Source organism: Paenibacillus agaridevorans (genome assembly GCF_018604145.1).
In the GTDB taxonomy this organism is placed as follows: Bacteria; Bacillota; Bacilli; order Paenibacillales; family Paenibacillaceae; genus Pristimantibacillus; species Pristimantibacillus agaridevorans.
Genome location: NZ_CP075889.1, coordinates 8,758,653 through 8,781,595 on the forward strand (window position 1 = coordinate 8,758,653; position 22,943 = coordinate 8,781,595).

Consider the following 22,943-nt stretch of genomic DNA (forward strand, 5'->3'; position numbering starts at 1 on the left):
GTTTTTCAATGGAGGATTGAAGCTATGTCAGTAATGACCGTGACTGGAAAAGTTGCTGCGGATCAGTTGGGAATCGTATTGCCGCATGAGCATGCTTTTATTGATTTGCGTGCACTTATCCCGAGGCCTCAAGCGATTTCAGAGGTTCGTCTGTCTCAAGAAAAGGTGAGTTTGTCAAATATGGGACGACTGCAGCGCAATCCATATGCCGTATTGGACAATGCAGTCCTCGATGAAGAGGATGTTGCGATTGAAGAGCTGCTTTCTTTCAAAAAAGCAGGAGGGAAAACATTCGTAGACCTGACGCTTAGAGATATTGGCCGTGATCCTGCGCTTCTCGCCGGGTTATCGCATGCAACGGGAGTCTATATTGTGGCTGGCTGCGGCTATTATGTTCATGCTACACATCCACCCGATATGGAGCAAAGGACGATAGATGAGATTGCCGAAGAGATAGACAACGATATTCGATATGGGATGGAAGGAACTACTATTCGTGCAGGCATTATTGGTGAAATCGGAACGAGTGCAATCCTGCATCCGAATGAGCAAAAAACGTTGATCGCAGCGGCAATCGTCCAGCAGCAATCTGGATTAGGCGTTCATGTGCATACGGATTTGTGGGCAAGGAGAGGTCTTGAAGTGATTAATCTGCTGACTGAACATGGAGCAGAACCGGGTAAAATTTGCATCAATCATATCGATGTTGATATTCATCTTGATTATTTGAAAGCGCTTTTGGATCGAGGCGCCACCATTGAGTTTGATAATTTTGGCAAAGAATTTTATGCGGATCACCGTCATAAAAGCGTGCTGAAGGGTTTGTTTGCTCGCGACATTGAGCGTGTGCGAACGCTTAAAGCCCTTATAGACGATGGCTATTTGAAGCAAATTTTAATCTCCAATGATGTGTGTTTAAAGATCGGATTGCATCGCTACGGCGGCTGGGGATATGACCACATGATTACCAATATTGTTCCCATGATGCTGGATGAAGGGATAACGATGGAGCAAATCGATACATTAATGATTGCCAATCCGGCTGCATTTTTGGACAACGGCAAGGATTGAGAAGAAGAAGGTAGGCAACGATTTAGTCGGGCTGCATGAAAATATATAGCTAATAAAGGAGTGAAGCTGTCATGATTAAAATACCTGCAGAAGAGTACATGGTCAGAGTCGAGCGGTTGAAGGACATGATGAGAGAGCGCGAGCTTCAAGCTTGCTTGATTTACGGGGATGAATATCGCAAAGAGAATTTACGCTATATGAGCAACTATTGGCCCTTATTTGAAAGAGGAGCGGTCGTCATTCCGCTAATAGGCGAGCCTATCGTCATTGCTGCGCCGGAAGGCGAAATGTTCTGTCGCGAGATGACGGTTTGGCCTGATGTGCGATTGCTTTCTGAATTCAACTGCGTTACAGTACCGGATAAGATTGAATATCCAATGGCTAATTATACGAGCTTAACGGCAATTTATAAGGAGCTTAGCAGTTTCAACCCTATTCGAAGATTCGGAATCGTAGGCATTGACGCCATACCTGTTCCTTTGATGCAGATTATAGAACAAAGCACGGAGGGGGCCGAGATCATAGATGCTGGCGATTTGTTATTCAAGTTAAGAATGACAAAGTCAGCTGGTGAAATTGCCTGCCTTCAGGAAGCGGCCCGTATTGCCGATGCAGGCTACAAACTGATGATTGAGCAAGTAAGACCGGGCATGACGGAGCTGGAATTGGCATCGCTCGCTCATGGAGAGTGTACAAGACAAGGCGCTGAATATATTCCGTTCTGCTTGCTGACAAGCGGCGCACGCGTTCATACGATTATCGGAAGACCGACAAGAAAAGTAATAGAGCCAGGAGATATGATTATGGCGGCTATTGCGGTTCAGGTCGAGGGCTATGTCGCAACGTTGAACTTTCCATTCGTGGCGGGCGAGATGAGTGAGGAGCAGAGAGCGTTCATTACGCTGTTGGTCGATGCAGAAAATATAGCCTTATCCAACATAAAAGCAGGAGCAAAACAAAGCGAAGTCGTTCGTGCAGTCAAGCAATTTTTTAAGGATAACGAAGTGACGGAATACGATCTGTATCCGCCGCTGCATGGCTGCGGACTCGCAGAAGCTGAGTCTCCTTATCCAGACGAAAATTCGACTGCCGTATTCGAAGCGGGGATGACTGTGAATACAGATGTCAGTCTATTCGGCCATCCGCATGGCTCCAATCGGATCGAGGAAAGTCTACTCGTTACTGAAAACGGCTTTGAATCGATGTCGAAGCTCGTTCGACAGCTTAGCCGCACTTGGAAAGAAAGCGGGGTTGTAAAGGTTACTTAGTCAACATTGTAGACGGCTATCTTCCTTACAAAGGCAAAGCGAGCTATAACAAGTAGCGATCAGGTGAAATCTCCTGATCGCTTTTTTATATTTCTTTCATTTACTGCAAATACCCCTGCCATGAACTGAATGTTCCCATGGTTTTTGATCGAGAACAAGATTATATAATGAATTCAGCTGGATAGAAGGAGTTGTTGGAATGTGATTCGCGGAGCGATTAAGGAAAAAGGCTTTGATACGTTTAGCAAAGGGAAATTCGGGAATGCGGGACAGAACATATATGTGTCGCAAAAAGGCGTTATTCAGCGGATTCACCAGTTTGATGTAAACGGGGATGGCTTTATCGATTTGCCGTTTGCCAATTCCCACGATGACAGCTTGCGGGTTCCCGCATATGTGTATGTCGACCCGCTTAACGGGGAAGAAAGAATCGAAATTCCGACTGAAGGCGCTTATACAGGGGCTGTCGGCGATCTGAACAATGACGGATACGACGATCTTGTTATCGGCAATCAGTATGACGGCGCGTCCAATTACACATACGCTCAAATTTATTATGGTTCGCCGCAAGGGTACAGCACGAAACGGATGCTTCAATTATGGGCGCCATCTTGCAAAAGTGTCGCGATTGGAGATTTTAACGGGGATGGGCGCAAGGACATCGCATTTGTCAGCTTCGAGAAGCTGCGGTTGTTTTTTCAGGATGAGCGGGGATTTAGAACGAAAGGATTTATGGATGTGGAGCTGGATCACTCCGTTGATACAATCGTTTCGGCTGATTTGGATGGGGACGGTTTCGACGATCTGATCGTTCGGACGAATGATAGCGAGATCGTTATTTATTGGGGGGGACCCGATGGCATCCAGGTAGAATCCCGTACATGGCTGGACCCCGCTTTGACAGGGAACGACGCGATCGAAGCGAGCATTGACAGTGCGGCAAGCGGAGCCGGCGCCGGAAGCCTGTTTGTTTACAGCGTATCCCAAGCTCTTAGGCTTAAAGTGCTGCAATGGAGAGGAACTCCGCATATCTTCGTATGCCGCGGGGAACAATCCGTATTCATTCCCATCGATAGGAACCGGAGCGTTGGCCAGCCGCTTGTACTCGATAGCGGTAAAGTGACAAGCGCGGCGATCGGCGATGTAAGAGGAACCGGCAGCGAAGATATTATACTCGCATCTCGGCAGCCGGATCGGGACGGGGCGGAGAAATCATGGATTTATTGGGATACGGCAGCGGGATACTCCAACGAAAATCGAACCTCATTCGCGACGAAAAGCGCTTATGACATTGAAATAGCGGATTTGAGCGGCAATGGTTATGGAGATATCATCGTATGCCAGGATAAGACGGAAACGATGTACACGTATGAATCGGTTATTTACCGAGGATCAGAGGCTGGCTTGGAAGAGACGCCGCTGCGGTTTGAAACACATTGCGCCGTAGGTGTATTTGTCGCCCGCACGATGGATAGGGAGAATCCGCAAGTTATTTTCCTTAATCACTTGTCCAATCGGATTTTGGGCGACGTGCCATCTTCTATTTATTTGGGCGGACCGGACGGCTTCTCCCCTGAGCGAAAGCTGGAATTGACCGGCTGGGCAGCGACAGAGCTGCGAATTTGCGACTTTAATGACGATGGATTCGCGGATGTGTTTATGACCAACAGCAATGAGAACGCGCTGCATATGGATAATGGCTCATTCGTCTTCTACAACGGTCCGGACGGATTTTGTCCGGATCAAAAAGTGGAGCTGCCGACAAAACATTCGATGAGCAGCTGCTGTGCGGATCTTAACCGGGACGGGTGGCTTGATCTTATTGTTGTCGGCCACAACAACGACGAATTGTTAATCTTTTACGGCTCGGAGAAAGGGTTTGTCGACGAACCGGTGCGCATTCCATTAGTTATTGACGGAGTTGCCTACAGACAGCCGAGATTCATGACTCTTGCGGACCTAAATAATGACGGGTGGCTGGATCTCGTCATACCGGACTGTGGAGCAACCGATGATTTGCTCATCCTGTGGGGCGGGCCGGATGGATTTGATTTGAATCGGCGCACATTACTGCCGGAAGGATCGGGAATCAGCTCCCGCGCGGCGGATTTAAATGGCAATGGCTGGCTTGATCTAATTGTAGGCGGTTACAAAGGGCCGGACGCAGGCGATCCTTACAGCACTTTTGTTTATATTTACTGGGGTGGCCCTGACGGGTATTCCAATGACAGAAGGACGGAGCTGCCAGCGCACTTCGCCGCGGATCTCGCGATAGCGGATTTTAACAATGACGGCATTCTTGACATATTTGTCGCTTGCTATCATGGAACCCGAACACGCGATATCGACTCGTATATTTATTGGGGGGAGCCGGACGGAACTTATTCAGTGGACAAGCGGACGCGACTATTCGGTCATTCCGTCGCCGGCGTGCTGGCTGCCGATTTCAATGAGGACGGATATATCGATTTGGCGATGGCCAACCATAAGACATTCGGGAATCATCCGGGCATGTCCTTTGTATGGTGGAACGGTCCGAAAGGATTTAACGAGCACAACCGGACGGAATTGCCTACGACAGGACCGCACGGAATGACGCATTCGGACATTGGCAACATGATGGACCGCGGTCCCGAAGAGTACTATGAATCACGCCCTGTTGCACTGCCGGAAGGCTGCGTCATAACCGGAATCGACTGGCTTGCAACCATACCAGTAAAAACGTGGGTTAAAGCGCAAATCCGAACCGCCGCGAATGAAGAAGCGCTGAAGGAGGCGAACTGGTCCGGCGTCGATGGAGAGGGAAGCTGGTTCGAGAGGGGCGGCAAGTGGTCCGCAGGCAAACATGCGGGCAACTGGGTACAATATCGATTAGCTCTTGGAGCCGTCAATAGCGGCGGCACTCCCCGTGTTAGCGAAGTGACCCTTGATTATGAAACGCAGGCGCAAAAGCATCAGAGCAATCACGAATGAGGAGGGGATCATCATCGAACAAACTGCTGCGAAAGCGATAAAAACGGATGCCGGTCTAAAGAACAACCTCCGCAAAAAGAAATGGAAAACATTAGCCCAGCAATACCAGCTCATATTGATGTCTGTGCCGTTTGTCGGCATATTGGCCCTATTTAGTTATTTGCCCTTATGGGGCTGGATTATGGCTTTTCAGAAATATTCCATAGGGAAGGGCATCTTCGGCAGTGAATTCGTTGGATTCGATCAGTTTGTAAAACTGTTCAACGATGATTGGTTTTATACCGTTCTTCGAAATACGTTGGCGATGAGTTTGATGCATCTGATTACGAGCTTCGCAGGAGCGATTGGTTTGGCGCTTTTTCTTAATGAAGTGAGGTCGAGACTGTTCAAACGAACGATTCAAACGATTACGTATATTCCGCATTTCGTCTCCTGGGTCGTCATTGCCAGCATCGTTACGCTTGTTCTGTCTCCGGATTTCGGGCCGCTTAATGAGCTGCTAATCTGGCTTGGCATCGTGGATGAGCCGGTATTTTTTCTATCCAAGGAAAAATGGTTTTGGGTCATTCATACGATGGCCGGCTTCTGGAAGGAGCTGGGCTGGAGCACAATTATTTATTTGGCGGTGCTGGCCGGCGTGGATCCCGCGCTTTATGAAGCCGCCGATGTGGACGGGGCGGGACGTTTCCGCAAAATGATTCATATATCTTTGCCCGGACTTATGCCGACCGCCAGCATTTTGCTTATTTTGAACACGGGTTACTTGATCGCGACCGGCTATGAATCACAGATGCTGCTCGGCAACAATCTGGTCATGGAGTATTCGCAGGTGCTTGACTTGTATGCGCTCAATTACTCCATGCAAATCGGGGATTACTCTTACGGGGTCGCGATCAGCATGTTCAAATCAGTGGTGAGCATCGTACTGGTATTGCTCGTCAATTCATGGGCCAAGCGGGTTGGCCAGTCTACCGTTCTGTAGGGAAGGAGGCACAATATGAGAAGCAGAACTAAAGTCGGGGACAGGATATTCAACGTTTTCAACAATACGCTGCTGCTGCTGCTGGGCATAGCGACATTGTATCCTTTTTTGAATCTATTAGCCGTCTCCTTGAATCAGTCGCTCGATACGATGCGCGGCGGAATCTATTTATGGCCGCGAGAGTTTACGCTCGACAATTATCGCCTTATATTCAGCAATGACCGTTTATTCGATTCCGCCGCTCTCTCCGTATTGCGAACCTTGATTGGAACCGGATTGTCCGTAATGTGCACAATTATGGTTGCTTACGCATTAAGCCGCAGAGAGTATATGCTTCGCAAATCGCTCAATACCATCATTGTGGTCAGCATGTATGTAAACGGCGGGATCATTCCGATCTATTTGATGATCAAAAATTTGGGATTGACCAATACGTTCGCGGTTTACATTATTCCCGGCCTGATCGGCGCGTTTAACGTGATGATTATGCGGAGTTACTTTGACCAGTTGCCTGACGGGCTTGTTGAATCGGCCAAGCTGGACGGAGCAAATGAATGGCAAACCTTATTCCGCGTTGTTATGCCGATCAGTCTTCCTGTCATTGCAACCATTACTTTGTTTATATCCGTCGGACATTGGAATTCCTGGACCGATAATTTCTTGTACAACAGCAAAGAAAGCTTGACGCTGCTGCAATATCAACTCATGCAGATTCTAATGCAGACAACCGAGCAGGTTTCCGGCGGTATCGGGTCCGGGACCGACGACGCGATATTGAATTTTACAACGCCGCAGTCCATCCGGGCTACGATGTCGATGGTTGTGACGCTGCCAATTTTGTTCGTCTATCCATTTTTGCAGAAGTATTTCATCAAGGGCATGACACTTGGCGCTATGAAGGAATGATATCTTTGGGGGAAACCCGATGATATAATTAAAAACTAGAAAGGGTGTTATCATGAACAAAATGTTCAGATTGCTCGTCATCGTGCTTGTATTTGCAGTGGCTGCCGGCTGCAGCGGGGGGAACAATGGAGGGAACGGCACTGCCCCGACGAATAAGCCGGGAGAAACGAATGGCGGGACACAATCGGCGGTGCCGAAAGAGCCCGTTGTGGTCCAGATGGCAAGCTTGTATCCGAATCTGGATGCGAACAATCCGGTCATGACGGAACTAAGCAAAAAATCAGGCTTTAAATTTGACCTGGTTACAGTAACGGGAGATCGCAATCAAAAATTCGACTTATGGCTCGCTTCCGGCGATTATCCGGCCGATACGGTCATTTTAAAGCCGGATTACATTAAAAAATATTCGGATGCCGGCGCAATAATCCCGCTGGAGGATTTGATAGAAGAGCATGGCCCTAATATTAAGAAGCATTTCGGAGAATACTTCGATTTGTTAAAAGACGAAAACGGACATATTTGGTCGCTTTATGTCAGCAACATAACAGATGAGCCTACGCCGACGATGCAATCGGAGTTCGCTGTCAGCTATAAAATGTTGGAGGAAGCGGGATACCCCGAACTGAAAACAATGGATGATTTGTTCAACTTGCTGAAGGATTATTATGAGAAGCATCCGCAAACGAATGGACAGCCGACCATTCCTTTCTCCGGCTTTAGCTATAATGACAATACTTATGAAAATGCGACGGGTCCGATCTTCACTACGAGCGGATTGGAAAATCACGGGGACTTTACGATCGACGAAAACGATAATGTGAAGCATATCTTTACATCGGAAGAGGCGAAAAACTATCTCGCATTTTTGAATAAGCTTCATATCGCCGGCATGCTGGACAAAGAATTTTTTACTTTGAAAAATGATACGATGACGCAAAGGCTGGCGGAAGGCCGAGTTTTGGCGGGCGCTTTCCCAAGCTGGTACATGCAGCCGGAAGTAGAGCCGGTTATCCGGGCGGCAGGCAACTTTGATGATCTTTACGCTTATTTCCCGCTTGTGTTCGATGCAACCAAGCCAAATAAAAATTTCACGGCTGCGGCAACGCGTTCTAACTGGAACTGGGCGATTACCTCAAAATCCAAGCATCCGGAAGAAGTAATCAAGCTGCTTGATTATATGTTTACCGATGAAGCGCAGATTTTGATTAACTGGGGAATTGAAGGCAGTCATTATGAAGTCGTAGACGGTAAGCGGGTCATTAAAGAAGAGTATAAGCAAGGAGTCGCCGCCAACCCGGATTTGATCTGGAGCGAAATCGTTACGCCATTCTACGGCACATCGATGTATTTCGCGCACGGAACGAAGTTGGCCGATGGAGACTATGCCACGCCTACGACGAGAGATAGCGTCAGAGAGAAATACGATGAAAGAACAAAAGAAGTTTTGGCGGAGTACGGCAAGGAAGTGTGGGCGGACTTCATTCCCGAGGTGAACTTTATTCTTCACGGACTTGGACAACTGGGCGATGTGGAGGAAGTGCGCGCCGAAGCCGAGCGGCTTAAGCAAATTTGGAACCGCGATACGGCCAAGATTGTTTTCTCCGCGTCGGAAGAGGAGTTCGAAAAGCAGTGGAATGAAACCACGCGCGCGCTGGAAAAGGCGGGAATCAAGAAAGTCGAGGAAGCGTATACAAAATTGTGGAAAGAGGCTACTGCGCGATATAGCCATATAGGGAAATAAATCATATAGGGGAGGGGGAGCAGAATGAGTATCCGCACTAAGCTGTTTTTGTCGAACGGCGCAGTCGTCATTTTGCTGCTCACTTCCCTTACTTTTATTTTCGAGCATTTTAGCAGGCAGATGATTCTTGAGAAGATCATGGAGAGCAATAGCAACTCCTTTTCGCAAATGACGGAAAATGTGGACAGTCTCTTGAAGACCTACGAACAGACTGCCGATGTATTGTACATGGATGATTCGCTGCAGGCTACTCTGCTTCAAGACATTCATTCTTTGGCGTTGCAGCATACGGAGTACACGGAGCTTATCGTCCCGCTTATGGAATCGATTCGTTCAACGAAAGAGATTGTCAATTTTCAACTGTTTACCAATAATGATACGTTTCAATTAGGGGTTGTCAGGCCGTTGTCGGAGGCTCCCGAATTGGCGAGGAGAAGCGGATGCGACACTTCCGCGCCAAGCTATCGGTCGCTTCGTTCCTGGACTTTGGAGAAGGGAGCGGGTGGCGAGAACTTGCTTCGCTTATCGCAAAGGCTTAACCATCTGGATATGAAAGCATGTCTATTCGTTTCTATCGATGTGGATGTCAATGTGCTGGTGGACTTTATAAAAGCGAAGGATAATCCGAATCAAATCGTGTTTAGTTTATCGGATGGGAAGGTTGTATTTGACAATGCTGCTGACCATGCAGGGGCAGCCCGCTTGGAGGATTACTGGTTTTTCCCCGAGATGAATGCCAATGACGACGGCCAGCTTGTACGTATGGCCGATCAGGAATATTTGCTAACCAGCCGCGTCCTGGATTCGCGCAATAGCGTAGATGGCATCCAAATCGTCTTCCTTACCCGGCTAGATGCCCTGGTGGCAGGCACGAATGCGATTCGAACGACGGCTCTCGTTCTGTTCGTTGCAACTTTAGCTATATTCGTCATTGCAAACTATGTGGTATCGTCCAGATTAACGAGAAGATTGGTAGAGCTGTCCATAAAAATGAGAAAAACCAGCCTCGAAAACTTGCAGCCGATTCAAACGATTAAAGGAAATGACGAAGTAAGCAAGCTCGGCTTCAGGTTCAACGAGATGGTGCAGCGCATGCAGCGGCTTATTCGCGAGGTGTACGAGTCGGAACTGGGGCGCAAAGAGCTGGAGCTGAAGACGAAGGAGTCCGAGTTATACGCCTTGCAGACACAAGTGAATCCCCATTATTTGTTTAATACTTTAAATGCGCTTCGCGGTAATCTCCTTATGAAGGGAGATCGCGAAAATGCGAAAATTGTTAATTTATTGGCTAAATCCTTTCGCAATGTGCTGGGCAAAAGCGGCAGGATGATTACGATAGCGGAAGAATTGGACATTATCGAGACTTACTTGAACATTCAAGCTTTCCGATTCTCTGACAGGCTTCGCTTCCGAATCGACATTCCGAAGCGGCTGCATGATGTCGCTATACCGAAGCTGTCGCTGCAGACATTGGTGGAAAATACGATCGTCCATGCGCTGGAGCCAAGCGCCGACGGAACAATGATCGTTATTCGGGCGGATTTTGATGAGCAGCAATGCAGACTTGTCGTGGAGGACAACGGTCCAGGCATTCCGTGCGATCACTTGACGGCAATAAGACAAAGGCTCGAAACCGCAGATCAGAAGAAGGATGACTCGCTGCATATTGGCCTGCGCAACGTACATCAAAGATTGCGTCAGAGCTTTGGCCCGAACTTCGGTCTGATCATTGAAAGCAAGCCTAGAGAAGGCACAAGGATTATCATTAACCTTCCGCTAGACAAGCCGCAAACATAAGGAGGTTGGGAGCCATCTATAACGTACTTCTTGTAGATGATGAGCCGGGGGCGCTGCTTTCGCTGAAATATTTGCTGGATTGGGAGCAGCTTGGTTTCACGATCGCGGGCGAAGCGACGAACGGCCAGCAGGCGCTCGATCTTTTTCATGACGGCAATTACGCCCTGGTCGTCACTGATATGAAGATGCCGGTATTGAGCGGTTTGGATTTGATTGCGCAGCTGCGCGCATTATCCGATGTTCCGATTATCATCATGAGCGGTTATGAGGACTTCTCATTCGCACAGAAGGGTTTGCAACTGGGCGTTAAGGATTATTTGCTGAAGCCGGTTGAGGAAGATGACTTGGTGCGTCTATTGAAAACCGTGGCAGCCGAGCTGGAAAATGAACGGATGCTGGACAAAAAGCTGCATTTTGGTTTGTCTGCAACGAAGGAACGCATTGCCAGAGAATGGGCCAACGGTTTCATGAATGCGGAAGAAGTGACGGAACGGTTTAAGCTGATAGATATACATGTTAGAGAGCGCTCAGGGATTTGCTGCATTGCGGCGGAGCTGGACTCGGAAGCCTGGAACGACTCTTCTATGACGGATAATGATCTGCAAATAAAACGGTTTGCCGCGCGTAATGTCATGGAAGATATTATTGGGTTATGCGGCTGTTTATTCGAAGAATCGGATATGAAATACGGAATCGTTTTATACTCGGATGTAGACGAGGTGGAGCGCGCGGATGTTATTGCAAAAATCAGCCTGATGAGCCAGCATGTGCGGCAATACGCAAAAATCGGGATCACATTCGGCATAGGCAAGCTGGTTCATGCAATGAATGAAGCCGTAAAGTCTTATGAGGATGCGAAACGAATGCTGGACAAGCAATTCTTTTTCGGCAAGCAAAGCGTTATTTCGGAAGAAAGGCTGTTCTCGAAAGAGGCGAATGATGATGAACAGAACTGGCTCCATGCCAATGAGCTTATTGAGCAGCTTGACAAGCAGGACAATGAGCAACTAAGAGAACTGCTTGCGCGCAGATGGGAGTTATTGGCGAAAAATCAAGTGCATTCGAATCTTATTAAAACTATGATCTTGGAGCTGTTCATTGAGTTGTTTCGGCTTGTTAAGGAACAAGGGATTGATTATGAGCAGCTGTTCAATCCGAGACAACTCGATTACGAACGCATTATGGGGGCAAGATCTTTGACGGATCTGTTCCAAATTACATGGACCAAAGTGCAGGAAACAGCTGAGCTGATCAAGTCCCATCGCGAGCTGTCATCGGAAAATGCGGTCAAAGTAGCCAAGCGATTAGCGAATGAACGTTATGCCGACAACATCAGCATGAAAAATATAGCTACTCAAGTGTATATGAACGCGGCCTATTTGGGGCAGCTATTTAAAGCGGAAACAGGCATTGGCTTTAACGATTATTTGTTTCAGGTTCGCATGGAAAACGCAAAAAGAATATTGAGCTCTACCGATATGAAGGTCTACGAGGTGGCTTATGCCGTCGGTTATAACGACCTGGATTGGTTTTATAAAAAATTCAAGCAGCATACCGGCTTGAGCGCAAGCGAATACAGAATCATGAGCGCAAGAACAATAATTCCTCCCGCTATGATCTGAATGTTAAGGGGTTCATCGAATGATGGACTCCTTTTATAATCAGTGAGGAAGCGGTTACAAAATAACGATTGGGAGGAATAATGAATGAGAAGCGAACGGTTACTTCGCAATGGATTTCGCAAGCTCCAGTTTTACATCAGCATAGGAATGATTCTGGCCTTGGCTATACCGCAATTGGCGATGGCAAGCGGGCAGCCGGAAGAAGCCGATCTTTATAGCGGTTATGGCCCCGGCTTGCTTGCATCAACGGCGGGGTTTGCGAATAAGGACGCCAATCCGGAGCTGGGACAGCTAAGCGGCTTCGGCAATAGCGGGAGAATGGAGCTGGACTATCAGTATCGCAGCATCGGCGTCGATTTTGGAGCAATCGCGGCTGTGAACACCATCGAACTTGAAGCGGCGAATGCGTCGAACCGAGTCGAGAAGAGCGATCTGTCCCTATACATCAGCTCGGATAATGAGACGTACAGCAAAGTAAAGGATTGGGATTTCGTTAAAGTGGACAACCGTGTCATTTTGTACAATTTTTCGGAATCAGCTCGTTATGTAAAGGTTCACAACCATTTTGATGATACGAAAGGCACTTTTTATAATGACAGCCTGCAAGAGATGATTAAAGCGTATCAGCTGCCGCAAGGACGCTGGACGGCCGGCAATGGACAAAGCTGGTTGTATCAAAAGCCGATAGCTGTCTCCAATCCGAATGCCGAGGTGATCAATGATCGGGCGGTTTATCTGACTAAGGAGGATCTGGGAACCGCGCAATTGATTGCCGATGGGAAGCTGCAAGCCGATTATCGCGATATTCGCTTTGCGGCCGGTGGCCAAGAGCTGCACTTCTATATGGATGATGCAGGATTCTACGTACGAATTCCTGAAATGCAGCCTGAGGAAACGAAACAAATTTATATGTATTACGGCAACCCGGCGGCTTCCTTCCGCGGCGGAGCACAGGAAGCGCTGCAAATCGAGTACGGCAACAAAACAATTGCGGAGCAATCAGGGGAATTGAAGCCGGTGCGATTGAAGGATGGCACGCTGATGACCGTGGCGGGCTCGAATGACGCGGGCATACTGGCCAATTACTCCTTTGACGGGGGCAAGACATGGTCGGATCAAGAAACGATTATTCTGCCTGTTTCAGCGGCGGGCTCCGACTTATATGAATTCCCTACCGGAACTTATGTTGATCCCGATACGGGCGAGGTTTATTTGTTCTTTGCCGTCCATCATTATTTTGGCGTATGGAGCGGCGGCAATACTTGTTTGTCCATCGATGTGTGCCGCAACGATATGTATGTCGTCAAATCAACCGGATTTGACGGACAAAAGCCGCTATTCGGCGAACCAGCGCGAATAACGGGCCTGCAAACAGCTTCCGGGGCGCCGATTCATTATATGATCTCTTATACGAATCCGATTCGTCATAGTTCTGGAAGGATCATCGCGCCATTCTCCCATGTCATCGGAGATGACGGTACCTTTGGCGTCAGCTTCCTATACTCGGACGATAATGGGGGCACTTGGCAGAAGAGCGTTTCCGAGCTTACGATTCCTTCCATCGGCGGGGAGGGCGGAGTGACGGAGGTTGCCATTATCGAATTGGCTGATGGCAGTTTAAAGACTTTCCTGCGTCAGCAAAGGTCGGATATCTATTATCTTGGGACAAGCTCATCGGCGGATGAAGGATTGACATGGTCCCCGGTCGCGGACAGCGAAATGATGAGCACCAATACGTTCCCTGCCATGCAGCGGGATGACAACGGGAATATTTTATTGACATGGTCAGGGCATAATGCGGAAGGAATGGGGAGTTATTATCGCAACAATCTTACCATTGCATACAGCGATGATGAGACGCTCACCTGGCAGGGCTATCATGATCTGACTGGACGCACTCGCTTGTCCACGCCGGGCTGGATTTCCGAGAATGAGAAACGCAACGTCGTTCAGGCGGATGGAGTAAAGGCAGGCGATGATGCTCGGTTGTTCACGTGGCCTGGACTGACGGGGGCCTTCTCAATGCTGGTAGAGGATTTTGACCGTTATTTGCGCTACAGCCATGGCGCATTGGATAGCTTCGAGTATGAACATAGCGGAATTACGCCTGACAACGGGACAAGTCTGGCCAATGATTACTGGTGGAAGACGGCTAACTCCGGAGTCGTTACGACAAGTGACGCTGTTGCGAAGCAAGGAGATCGATCGCTATATATTCACGACAATATTGACGACCAGCGAGTGACGGGCGGATCAAGGCTGTTCCCGGCAACCCGGAAAGCGAGCGTGCAGCTTTCGGTCTATGGAGAGAGCTTCGACAATGATCTGTTTATTTCTTTGCAGGAAGGATACTCGCAGCATTGGAATGCGCTCGGTGCCGGTTTTATCCTGCAGCTCGATTCCGACGGATCGTTGAAATATACGGATACGGAAATAAATTCTTCCACCGGGACGGTCAAAGTAGGTTTTGTGAATCCGGACAGCAACCCGCTGACCGGCAACTTGTCCAATTTCTCGGATGCTTTCCCGTTTGCGCTAGATTACAAGGATCGCAGCGTAGGCGTGGATCTTGGCCGGGCTGCCAAGCTTCGCGAAATCCAGTTGAATGACAGCAAGCAATATAATAAACCGCAGCCGCCGGACAACCTGCCGGGAAATCGGATACAGCAGCAGAACCTTGAAGTGTATGTCAGCGATATGAACAAGGGGGATTGGACGCTTCTGGAAGGATGGACCTTCGAGAAGGAAGACGGCAATATTACGATTGGGCTGGAGCATTTGGATATCGAAGCGCGTTATGTAAAAATCCACCAAAACTACTCGGATACGGCCTTTACTTTCGGAGCGCCGCAGCAAGAGATTATGCGCGTCATCACGGAGTATGACCAGCCGATCGAGTTCCATGAGCTGGCGACGCCGACAAGCTTGACGTTTAATGAATGGCATAAAATTCGTCTTGATTTTGATTTGGATAGTGGACTGGCCGACGTCTATGTGAATGATGCATTCAAGGGAACGATAGAGGCTGCTCATCCCGGTAAAGTCATTAACCATCTGATGGTCTCATCCGGCGCTTCTGGACTTGGGACGGAAGTCTATGTGGATGAAGTGATGATTCAGGATCTATCCGTGGAGCTGCCGCAAGCCGGATTGATCGGAGATGAGGAAGCGGCGGTCGAAGAGACGGACACGACTGCTCCGGCAATCTCGTTCTCTCCAGACGGCAGTGAAACCTTGCTGTACGAAGCGTCGGTCCAAGCGGCGGTAACCGATGATTGGAGCGGCATCGACGCCGATCGGCTTATGTATGTTTGGGCACAGAGCGAGACAGCTCCGGATACAGGCTGGAAAGCATTTAGCTTAAGCGGTGCGATTACTTTGTCGAACGTGTCCGGCGATTGGTATTTGCATATTCGCGCGTCCGATATGAACGGCAATGTGGCACAGGCCCATTCCAACCGATTCCGTATGCAGCTCAGAGAGTCATCGGGATCGACATGGCCTCCAACTGGCGGCAATACCGCTAATGAATGGAACATGGCTGCCGGGGAAGGCGGGACGTTAAGCAGCAATAATGAAATAGAATTGACGATTCCGGCAGGAGCCTCGGACGGGGCAATGCGCATCGCCATTTCAAAGCTTCAGGAAGCTGGCGTCCTCCAGCATCCGGAATGGAGCCGGTTAAGTCCTGCCTTTAAAGTATCGAAAAATGCAGCAGGAAGCTTGAAGAAGCCGGCAACGATCAAGCTGAAGTTTGATCGGGATAAGCTTGAAGATCATCAACTGCCTGTTATTGCTTACTATGATGAAGAGAAAAAAGTTTGGGTTGAAATCGGAGGAAAGGTTGAAGGTGATTTTATTTCGGCGGCAACAGATCGTTTGGCAACCTTCGCGGTCTTCGCCAAGCCGCTTGAATCGACAGAACCCGCCGTATCGTTTAGCGATTTGTCCGGACATTGGAGTCAGGCAGCCGTCTATGAGGCGGTAAGGCTAGGGATTGTCAATGGCTATCCCAATGGCATGTTCAAGCCTGATAAAGAGCTGACAAGAGCCGAGTTTATCGTTATGCTTGCCCGCGCGCTGGAGCTGGAGGCCGATGAAGAGTTGCCGTTGTCGTTTGCCGATAGCGGGCATATCCCGGACTGGGCTCTGCTATCCATAGCGCAGGCGCTGAAATCGAACATCATACAGGGCTATGATGACGGCACCTTCCGTCCGGATGCGAGGATAACTCGAACAGAAATGATTGTTATAACAGTGCGCGCGCTGGGGCTCCCTATCGGCATGGAGTCGGCTACGAGCTTTGCGGACGACGCAGCGATTCCGGCTTGGGCCAAGCCCCTGGTTGCCGAGGCGGCTGCTCGCGGACTGGTCGAAGGACGCGGCGGCAACCGTTTTGCTCCAGGTGAAGCTTCGACCAGAGCAGAAGCGTTGAGTATTTTACTGAGAACTATTCAATAAGAGATAAGGGAGTATACGGTTCGTGTACTCCCTTTCTACATGCATGGAATGAAATAAAATTGACTAAAACAAAGAGCTGATGCTATATTAATTGGTAATACCATATTATATATACAAAGCGCATTACATGAATTTAAATAGAAAGTGGGTTTGTAATGTCGACGATGGATTTGTTCCAATTAAATGATCAGGTTGCAATTGTTACAGGAGGCTCGGGTTTGTACGGCGAACATATTTCCACCGCTCTTTGCGAGGCAGGAGCGCATGTCATTATCGCTTCCCGCAACGAGGAGAAGTGTCAGGCTCTCGCAGATCGCTTTAATGAACGCGGATACAAAGCATCAGGCATGAAGCTGGATCTGAGCGATGAACAAAGCATTATCGCATTTATCGCAGAAGTGTCCGACAGGTATGGGCGAATTGATATTCTCGTCAATAACTCGGTTTCCCGTTATGGTTTGAACAATGTTGAAGAGACGACTGCCGAAGGATGGAATATGGCACAGCAGGTGAACGGAACGGGGTTGATGCTTATCTCGAGGGAAGCCGTTAAACTGATGCGTGCCGCAGGCAAAGGAAATATTATTAACATAGCCTCCATTCAAGGAGCGCAGGCACCTCACTTCCCTGTATATGGAGATACGGGTATGACCAGCGGTGTCGAGTATACGTTCGCTAAGTGGGGGATGATCGGAATGACGAAATGGATGGCCAGCTATTACGGACCCTATAACATTCGCGTCAATGCGATTAGTCCCGGCGGTTATTACGAAGGAGAGAATCAGCATGAAGAGCATTCGAATGCATTCGTGAACAATTACAAGTCCATGACTCCGCTAGGCAGATTGGCCGAAGACGATGATATCAAGGGGCCGATCGTTTTCCTCGCCTCCGAAGCTTCGCGTTACATCACGGGTCATAATCTATTGCTGGATGGAGGCTGGACAATTTGGTAAAGGAAAGGGTAAAATGTCCGTGAATAAACTTACAGTATCCAAAATGACGCTTGGCACAGTACAGCTTGGCATGAATTACGGGCTTATCGGCACCAGTCAAATGCCTGATGTTCAAGCGAGCCATGGTATTTTGCAAGCAGCATGGCAAGGTGGCGTGTCGGCCTACGATACGGCTGCGACGTATGGGGAATCTGAGCAAATACTGGGTCGTTTTTTTGGCAAGTTGCAATCTGGAGAAGCTCCGACAATCATTACCAAAATTTATGTGCAGCCGGAGGAAAGCTGGAGTCCTGGACGAATAAAAGATGAGATCTACCGCCAGACGAGAGCGTCGCTTGAGAAACTCGGTGTCGAGAAGGTGTCTGCTATGATGCTGCATAACGTCGATGCGATGCGAGCTCATGGGGACATAATCGCGCAAGTATTCGCCGAGCTTGTACGGGATGGCTTAGCGGAAAAGGCGGGTATTTCATTTTCGTCCAATACGGAAGAGGAGTTTGCAATGCTGCGTCCGTATTTGGAAGACTCCGTTTTCGGCGCTGTACAGCTTCCGTTAAATGTGTTCGATCATCGACCTCTGAATAACGGGTGTCTGGAGATGTTGCGATCCGCAAGCAAAACAGTGTTTGTCCGCAGCGTGTTCCTGCAAGGCCTTTTCTATGCGAATGAAGCAGAGCTGCCCTCTCAATTGCCCGAGGCTGTTGAACCGATCCGCGAGCTTCGCGAGCTTGCGCATAGCTGTGGCTTAACTCCTGCCGAGCTGGCTGTTTCCTATATTCGCGATATGCCGGGAGTAGATAGTCTGGTTATCGGCGTGCAGACAGTTGAGCAACTGGAAGAGAATTTGCGGTTAATAGAAGGGCCTGCCGTACCGGAGTCCATTTGTAATGAAATAAGAGAGCGATTCCGGAATCTGCCTGAGCGGCTCCTTACGCCGGGGATGTGGAGCAGGTGGTAAAATGTTGAAGCCCAAGGTGTTAGAGCAATTGCAGCGCGGTGAACGAGCTTTTATCGTTTGCATAGGCGATTCCATTACAGAACAGAATTATCATCTTGAAGGCAAGCTTAATTATGTGGGTCTGCTTACGGAACGGTTAATGGAACGGTACAATCGCAAGTCGTATGTGTTCAACGTCGGGAAAAGCGGAGATACTTCACAAGGGATACTGAATCGACTGGATGAAGACGCCTTGCGATTCGGAGCGGATCTGATTACAGTGATGATCGGCATAAATGATTCTGTACAAGGAGAAGCAGGTATTGCCCAATTTAAACGGAACTTGGAACAGATTATCACCAGGATTATAGCATCTGGATCAGAGGTGCTGCTTTTAACCCAGAATGCGCTCGATTATAATATTCATGAACAGGCGGTCCAAGCTAGAACGGCCTATCCGGAGTATGCTGCAGCCGTGCGGGAAGTGGCGGCCGCAACGGATACTCCTTTGTGTGATATTTATAGTCATTGGCGTGAATATGTACAAGAATCGACTAACAGCCACTTGATGCTCATGAATGACAGCATTCATCCCGGTGCCCAGGGACATGTATTCATAGCAGGGCAAATCTATCATTATCTGAATATAATGCCTAGTGAGGAAGAATAGGAGAGGTTGCCCAATGATTAGAGATACTTTGCAAAATTTCAAGCTGTATACAGGATTCCATCCGCGGTTAGAGCAAGCAGCACAATTTATAGCGAACGAGGAATGGAAAACTCTTGCGCCTGGAAAATATGAGATTGACGGAGACCATATTTTCGCAATCGTTCAGCATTATGAAACCAAACCGCGAGAGCAAGGACTGTGGGAAGCGCATGAGCGGTACATCGACATTCAATTTGTGGCTGAAGGCGAGGAGAACTTTGGTTATGCTCCTATCGGCGAAGCGGTTGTAACACGACCGTATGATTCTGATTCCGACTATGCGCTATTCGATGCGACAGGCGATTTCTTCAAATTGAAGGAAGGTCATTTTATATTGGCAGCGCCGCAAGATGTTCATATGCCAGGTATGGCGATTGACACTCCGCAGCCGGTTAAAAAAATTGTGATTAAGGTGAAAGTTTAATCAACCACAAGAAGAAACGGCTATCCATCATCGTCCTATGGGCAAATGCGTTTACCGATGAAATAGGAGAACAGGTATAAGTTTTTAGGGGGGGGAACCGAAGGGTTCCCCCTCTTTTGATTATCGTTGGCGCGAGAGCACGAGACCAGCCGTTGTCTCTACGGCGTTCGTACGTTCGCTCTAGCGACAACGGAACTCAGAGACCTTAACTCGGCGAATGGAGGGGGAAAGGCAGGGCTAACGGAACTCAGAGGCTTTATTGGTCGATGATAAGGGGGATGGAGCGCGATTGGGTTGGAATAAGAACGCTCAGTTCCGTAAGGGTACCCGAAACCGTTGATTTGGCGAAAATAACGTCGCTCAGTTCCGCTCACACCCGTCAAAAGGTGGGAGAGCGCCGAATGAGATAAAAAAGTTTGCTTCGTTTGACCAAATGGCGGCTGTTCGCCGCGAATGAGATTTAAAAACATATGTTTCGTTCGTCCCAAGTGGCAGCTAGCTGCCACTTTGTTTAAGTATAAAGCGCAAATATCCATTTTTTTGAGATAAAACCCAGATATCTATATGGGCACTACAGTTACAATTATGCTACTCTGAGAAAATATAAATGAATGAGTTGCAGAAGCGGTTCAGAAAAATGAAAGCGCTGTATCCGGGGGGAGGAGAAGGCATGTGGGGGATATAAAATCGAAGCTAAGGAAAGGGTGGCAGCATGGGGAATAGAGAGGCGATTCGAACGTCAAACAGAACCTTTTTATCGTTGAAAGTTATTTTAATATCCACTTACATATTCCTTTCCGTTCTAATTATAGTCGTCTTCTCTGGCATTACGAGTTATGTGGCTGAGAAAGTCATTAAAGAAAAGGAAAACCGCGCAGTAATAAGTTCGTTAACTAATATTGATGATCGGATTAATATTAAATTAGCCCAATATTCCGATTTGATGATTTCGTTAGCCTACGAGGCGTCAACGCAGAAATTGTTACAGGGACTGGAAGGGCTATCCGACCAAAGTAAAATTGAATTCGTCAATGAATTCTACTCCAGAATGTACGAAGTTAATGTGACGCAAACGGATATTAATGCAATTGTTTTTATAGACACGAATGGCAAGCAGTACTATACCATGAACCAAAACTTTAATACGGAAGCATGGGTGAATAGCTACTTTACTCCAGAATTACAAGATCGGGTGGCTGAGCTGCGGGGAGAAATATTCATCGATTTCTCTGGAGGAAACTCGAAGGATCGCAATAGTGTAACCCTTATTAGCCAGATTAATGCACTCAATAAACCGCGAGGCACGAAACCGATTGGCATGATGATGATAAATATCAAGAAGGGGGCACTCTCCTCGATTCTATTCCAGAATAGAGAATTACAGCTGACAACATTAGTCGATTCTCAAGGAATAGTCGCGATTGATGCGCATAAAGAACTTCAGGGAACGGTTAGCGAATTGAATAAAACCGCCCAATTGCAAAAAGAGCCCTCCTTTCAAACCAATATGAATGGAGAAGACTTTTTCGTATCTATTTTTAAAAATGACAAGTATCACTATACGTTGATGAGCCGTGTCCTTGTAGATGAGCTCTACAAAGATGTGGATTATATAAAAAAAATAATCGTATACCTTATCCTATTCGTACTAGGCGGAGTTGTTATGATTTCTTTTTTCCTCTCCACCTTTCTCGTCAAGCCGATCAAAGAGTTGGTAACGTTAATGAATCGCGTCAGTCATGGGAATTTAAATGTAAGAATGGTCAAGATTCCTTCTAATGAAATAGGCATCCTCGCCAATAACTTCAACCAAATGGTTGATACGCTAAAAAATAGCGTTCCCCTAAGAAAGGAAAGATTAATCAGCAAGCTGTTATTAGGCAGGATCACAATCGATGAATTCTCTTCTCAAGGAGCAGAACTTGGAGTAGCTGCTACCGTCGGAGTTAATATTGTTGTTGTTGTAATCGAAATTCATGACACTCCCATGAGCGATAAGGAATTTATTCCGATAGACGATATAGAACGGTTTCTTCAATCCAGATTAGTATCCGTTCATTCGGCTGCTTTGTTGCATATTCTTGACAATCGCCGTCTGATCGTTATTTTACAAGAAGCGGAAATGGATCTCATTCCATACTTGCATGAGTCTTTGATTAGGGAGAAGGGAGTGCCGACAACATTCGGAGTAAGCCGCTCCTCGTTCAGCTATGATAAAATCCACGAGTCTTATAATGAAGCACTTGATGCGCTTCACTATAAGCACTTATTCGAAGCGAATGAAATTATCTATATTAATGATATTCAAGAGAAGGATAACAACTATGAACAATTGGAACGAATAGAGGATGAGATTGTACAAGCCGTAAAGTTTGGACGAGGAGAACAATGGACCGCAAGCACGGAACTGCTTTTTAATACCTTCAAAGAACAATTCGTGACCAGGGAAACGATGAATCGATCGTTAGGCCATACCCATTTGAAAATTCTTAAATTAATGAGCAATCTGGGAATCGATCTTTTTAATGCCGACCCGACGATCCCCCGATTGCCATCGCTTGAAAGCTTTAACTTGTTTCGCCATACACATGAACTGAAACAAGAGTTCTCCGTTTTCTTGGAAACATCCGCACAATTAATCGGGAATAAACGCGAAACACGGATGCATGAAACGATTGCCAAAGCAATCACGATCATTAATGAGCGATATATCGATGGGGATTTTTCCGTTAGCACCATTAGTAAGGAATTATATATAAGCGAAAACTATTTTTCCAAGCTGTTCAAACAAGAGACAGGCAAAAATTTCTCTCAATATGTTACTGCCGTGCGTATGAAAGAAGCCGAAAATTTACTTACGCTAACGGATTTAAAGATCAGTGAAGTAGCCGCAAAAGTGGGCTACAAGGATGCCAATTATTTCAGTCTCAGCTTTAAGGGGATTTTTGGAGTTTCGCCGGTAAAGTATCGAGAACAGCATCAGTAAAACGCTGTTCAGCCTAATTTTATAGACGGTACGATGGTTTTTTCAAGGGAAAACCCAGAATATTATATGGTCGCCTGAGCCATATGTCCGCTAACATTTAATTTGCGAAA

General features: G+C 47.6%; 14 protein-coding genes. All 14 read left to right on the forward strand.

Annotated elements, in window-relative coordinates; all coding sequences use genetic code 11:
• Window positions 1-24: 24 nt before the first annotated feature.
• On the forward strand, window positions 25-1,071 hold the full coding sequence (locus KJW29_RS34825) for a phosphotriesterase family protein (RefSeq protein WP_214628090.1): 1,047 nt from the start codon (window positions 25-27) through the stop codon (window positions 1,069-1,071).
• Window positions 1,072-1,142: 71 nt separating this feature from the next.
• Complete coding sequence (locus tag KJW29_RS34830; RefSeq protein ID WP_214628091.1) at window positions 1,143-2,339, forward strand: M24 family metallopeptidase; 1,197 nt, start codon at window positions 1,143-1,145, stop codon at window positions 2,337-2,339.
• A gap of 201 nt (window positions 2,340-2,540) precedes the next feature.
• Window positions 2,541-5,312, forward strand: coding sequence for an FG-GAP repeat domain-containing protein (locus KJW29_RS34835; protein ID WP_214628092.1), 2,772 nt, complete (start codon window positions 2,541-2,543; stop codon window positions 5,310-5,312).
• Window positions 5,272-6,294 carry an ABC transporter permease gene (locus tag KJW29_RS34840; RefSeq protein WP_214628093.1) on the forward strand — a complete coding sequence of 341 codons (1,023 nt, stop codon included), beginning with the start codon at window positions 5,272-5,274 and terminating at the stop codon, window positions 6,292-6,294. The genes KJW29_RS34835 and KJW29_RS34840 overlap by 41 nt, the downstream gene beginning before the upstream one ends.
• A 15-nt stretch (window positions 6,295-6,309) precedes the next feature.
• Window positions 6,310-7,200 (forward strand): carbohydrate ABC transporter permease, encoded by an 891-nt coding sequence (locus KJW29_RS34845; protein WP_214628094.1) that lies wholly within the window; start codon window positions 6,310-6,312, stop codon window positions 7,198-7,200.
• Between the two features lie 52 nt (window positions 7,201-7,252).
• The gene (locus tag KJW29_RS34850; protein ID WP_214628095.1) at window positions 7,253-8,941 is read left to right on the forward strand and encodes an extracellular solute-binding protein; all 1,689 of its coding nucleotides are present in this window, start codon (window positions 7,253-7,255) and stop codon (window positions 8,939-8,941) included.
• 24 nt (window positions 8,942-8,965) lie between these two features.
• Window positions 8,966-10,738: a sensor histidine kinase gene (locus tag KJW29_RS34855; RefSeq protein ID WP_214628096.1), complete on the forward strand. Its 1,773-nt coding sequence runs from the start codon at window positions 8,966-8,968 to the stop codon at window positions 10,736-10,738.
• Between the two features lie 5 nt (window positions 10,739-10,743).
• A complete protein-coding gene (locus KJW29_RS34860) occupies window positions 10,744-12,360 on the forward strand; it encodes a response regulator (protein WP_214628097.1) in 1,617 nt (538 codons plus the stop codon).
• An 84-nt stretch (window positions 12,361-12,444) separates the two neighbouring features.
• The gene (locus KJW29_RS34865) at window positions 12,445-16,821 is read left to right on the forward strand and encodes a DUF2341 domain-containing protein (RefSeq protein WP_214628098.1); all 4,377 of its coding nucleotides are present in this window, start codon (window positions 12,445-12,447) and stop codon (window positions 16,819-16,821) included.
• A gap of 155 nt (window positions 16,822-16,976) precedes the next feature.
• Window positions 16,977-17,777 carry an SDR family NAD(P)-dependent oxidoreductase gene (locus tag KJW29_RS34870; protein ID WP_214628099.1) on the forward strand — a complete coding sequence of 267 codons (801 nt, stop codon included), beginning with the start codon at window positions 16,977-16,979 and terminating at the stop codon, window positions 17,775-17,777.
• 19 nt (window positions 17,778-17,796) lie between these two features.
• Window positions 17,797-18,735: an aldo/keto reductase gene (locus tag KJW29_RS34875; protein WP_214628100.1), complete on the forward strand. Its 939-nt coding sequence runs from the start codon at window positions 17,797-17,799 to the stop codon at window positions 18,733-18,735.
• Between the two features lies 1 nt (window position 18,736).
• A complete protein-coding gene (locus KJW29_RS34880) occupies window positions 18,737-19,384 on the forward strand; it encodes an SGNH/GDSL hydrolase family protein (protein WP_214628101.1) in 648 nt (215 codons plus the stop codon).
• Between the two features lie 13 nt (window positions 19,385-19,397).
• Entirely contained in the window at window positions 19,398-19,847 is a 450-nt protein-coding gene (locus KJW29_RS34885) for a NanQ anomerase/TabA/YiaL family protein (protein WP_214628102.1), read from the forward strand.
• A 712-nt stretch (window positions 19,848-20,559) separates the two neighbouring features.
• A complete protein-coding gene (locus tag KJW29_RS34890) occupies window positions 20,560-22,833 on the forward strand; it encodes a helix-turn-helix domain-containing protein (protein WP_214628103.1) in 2,274 nt (757 codons plus the stop codon).
• Window positions 22,834-22,943: the final 110 nt, after the last annotated feature.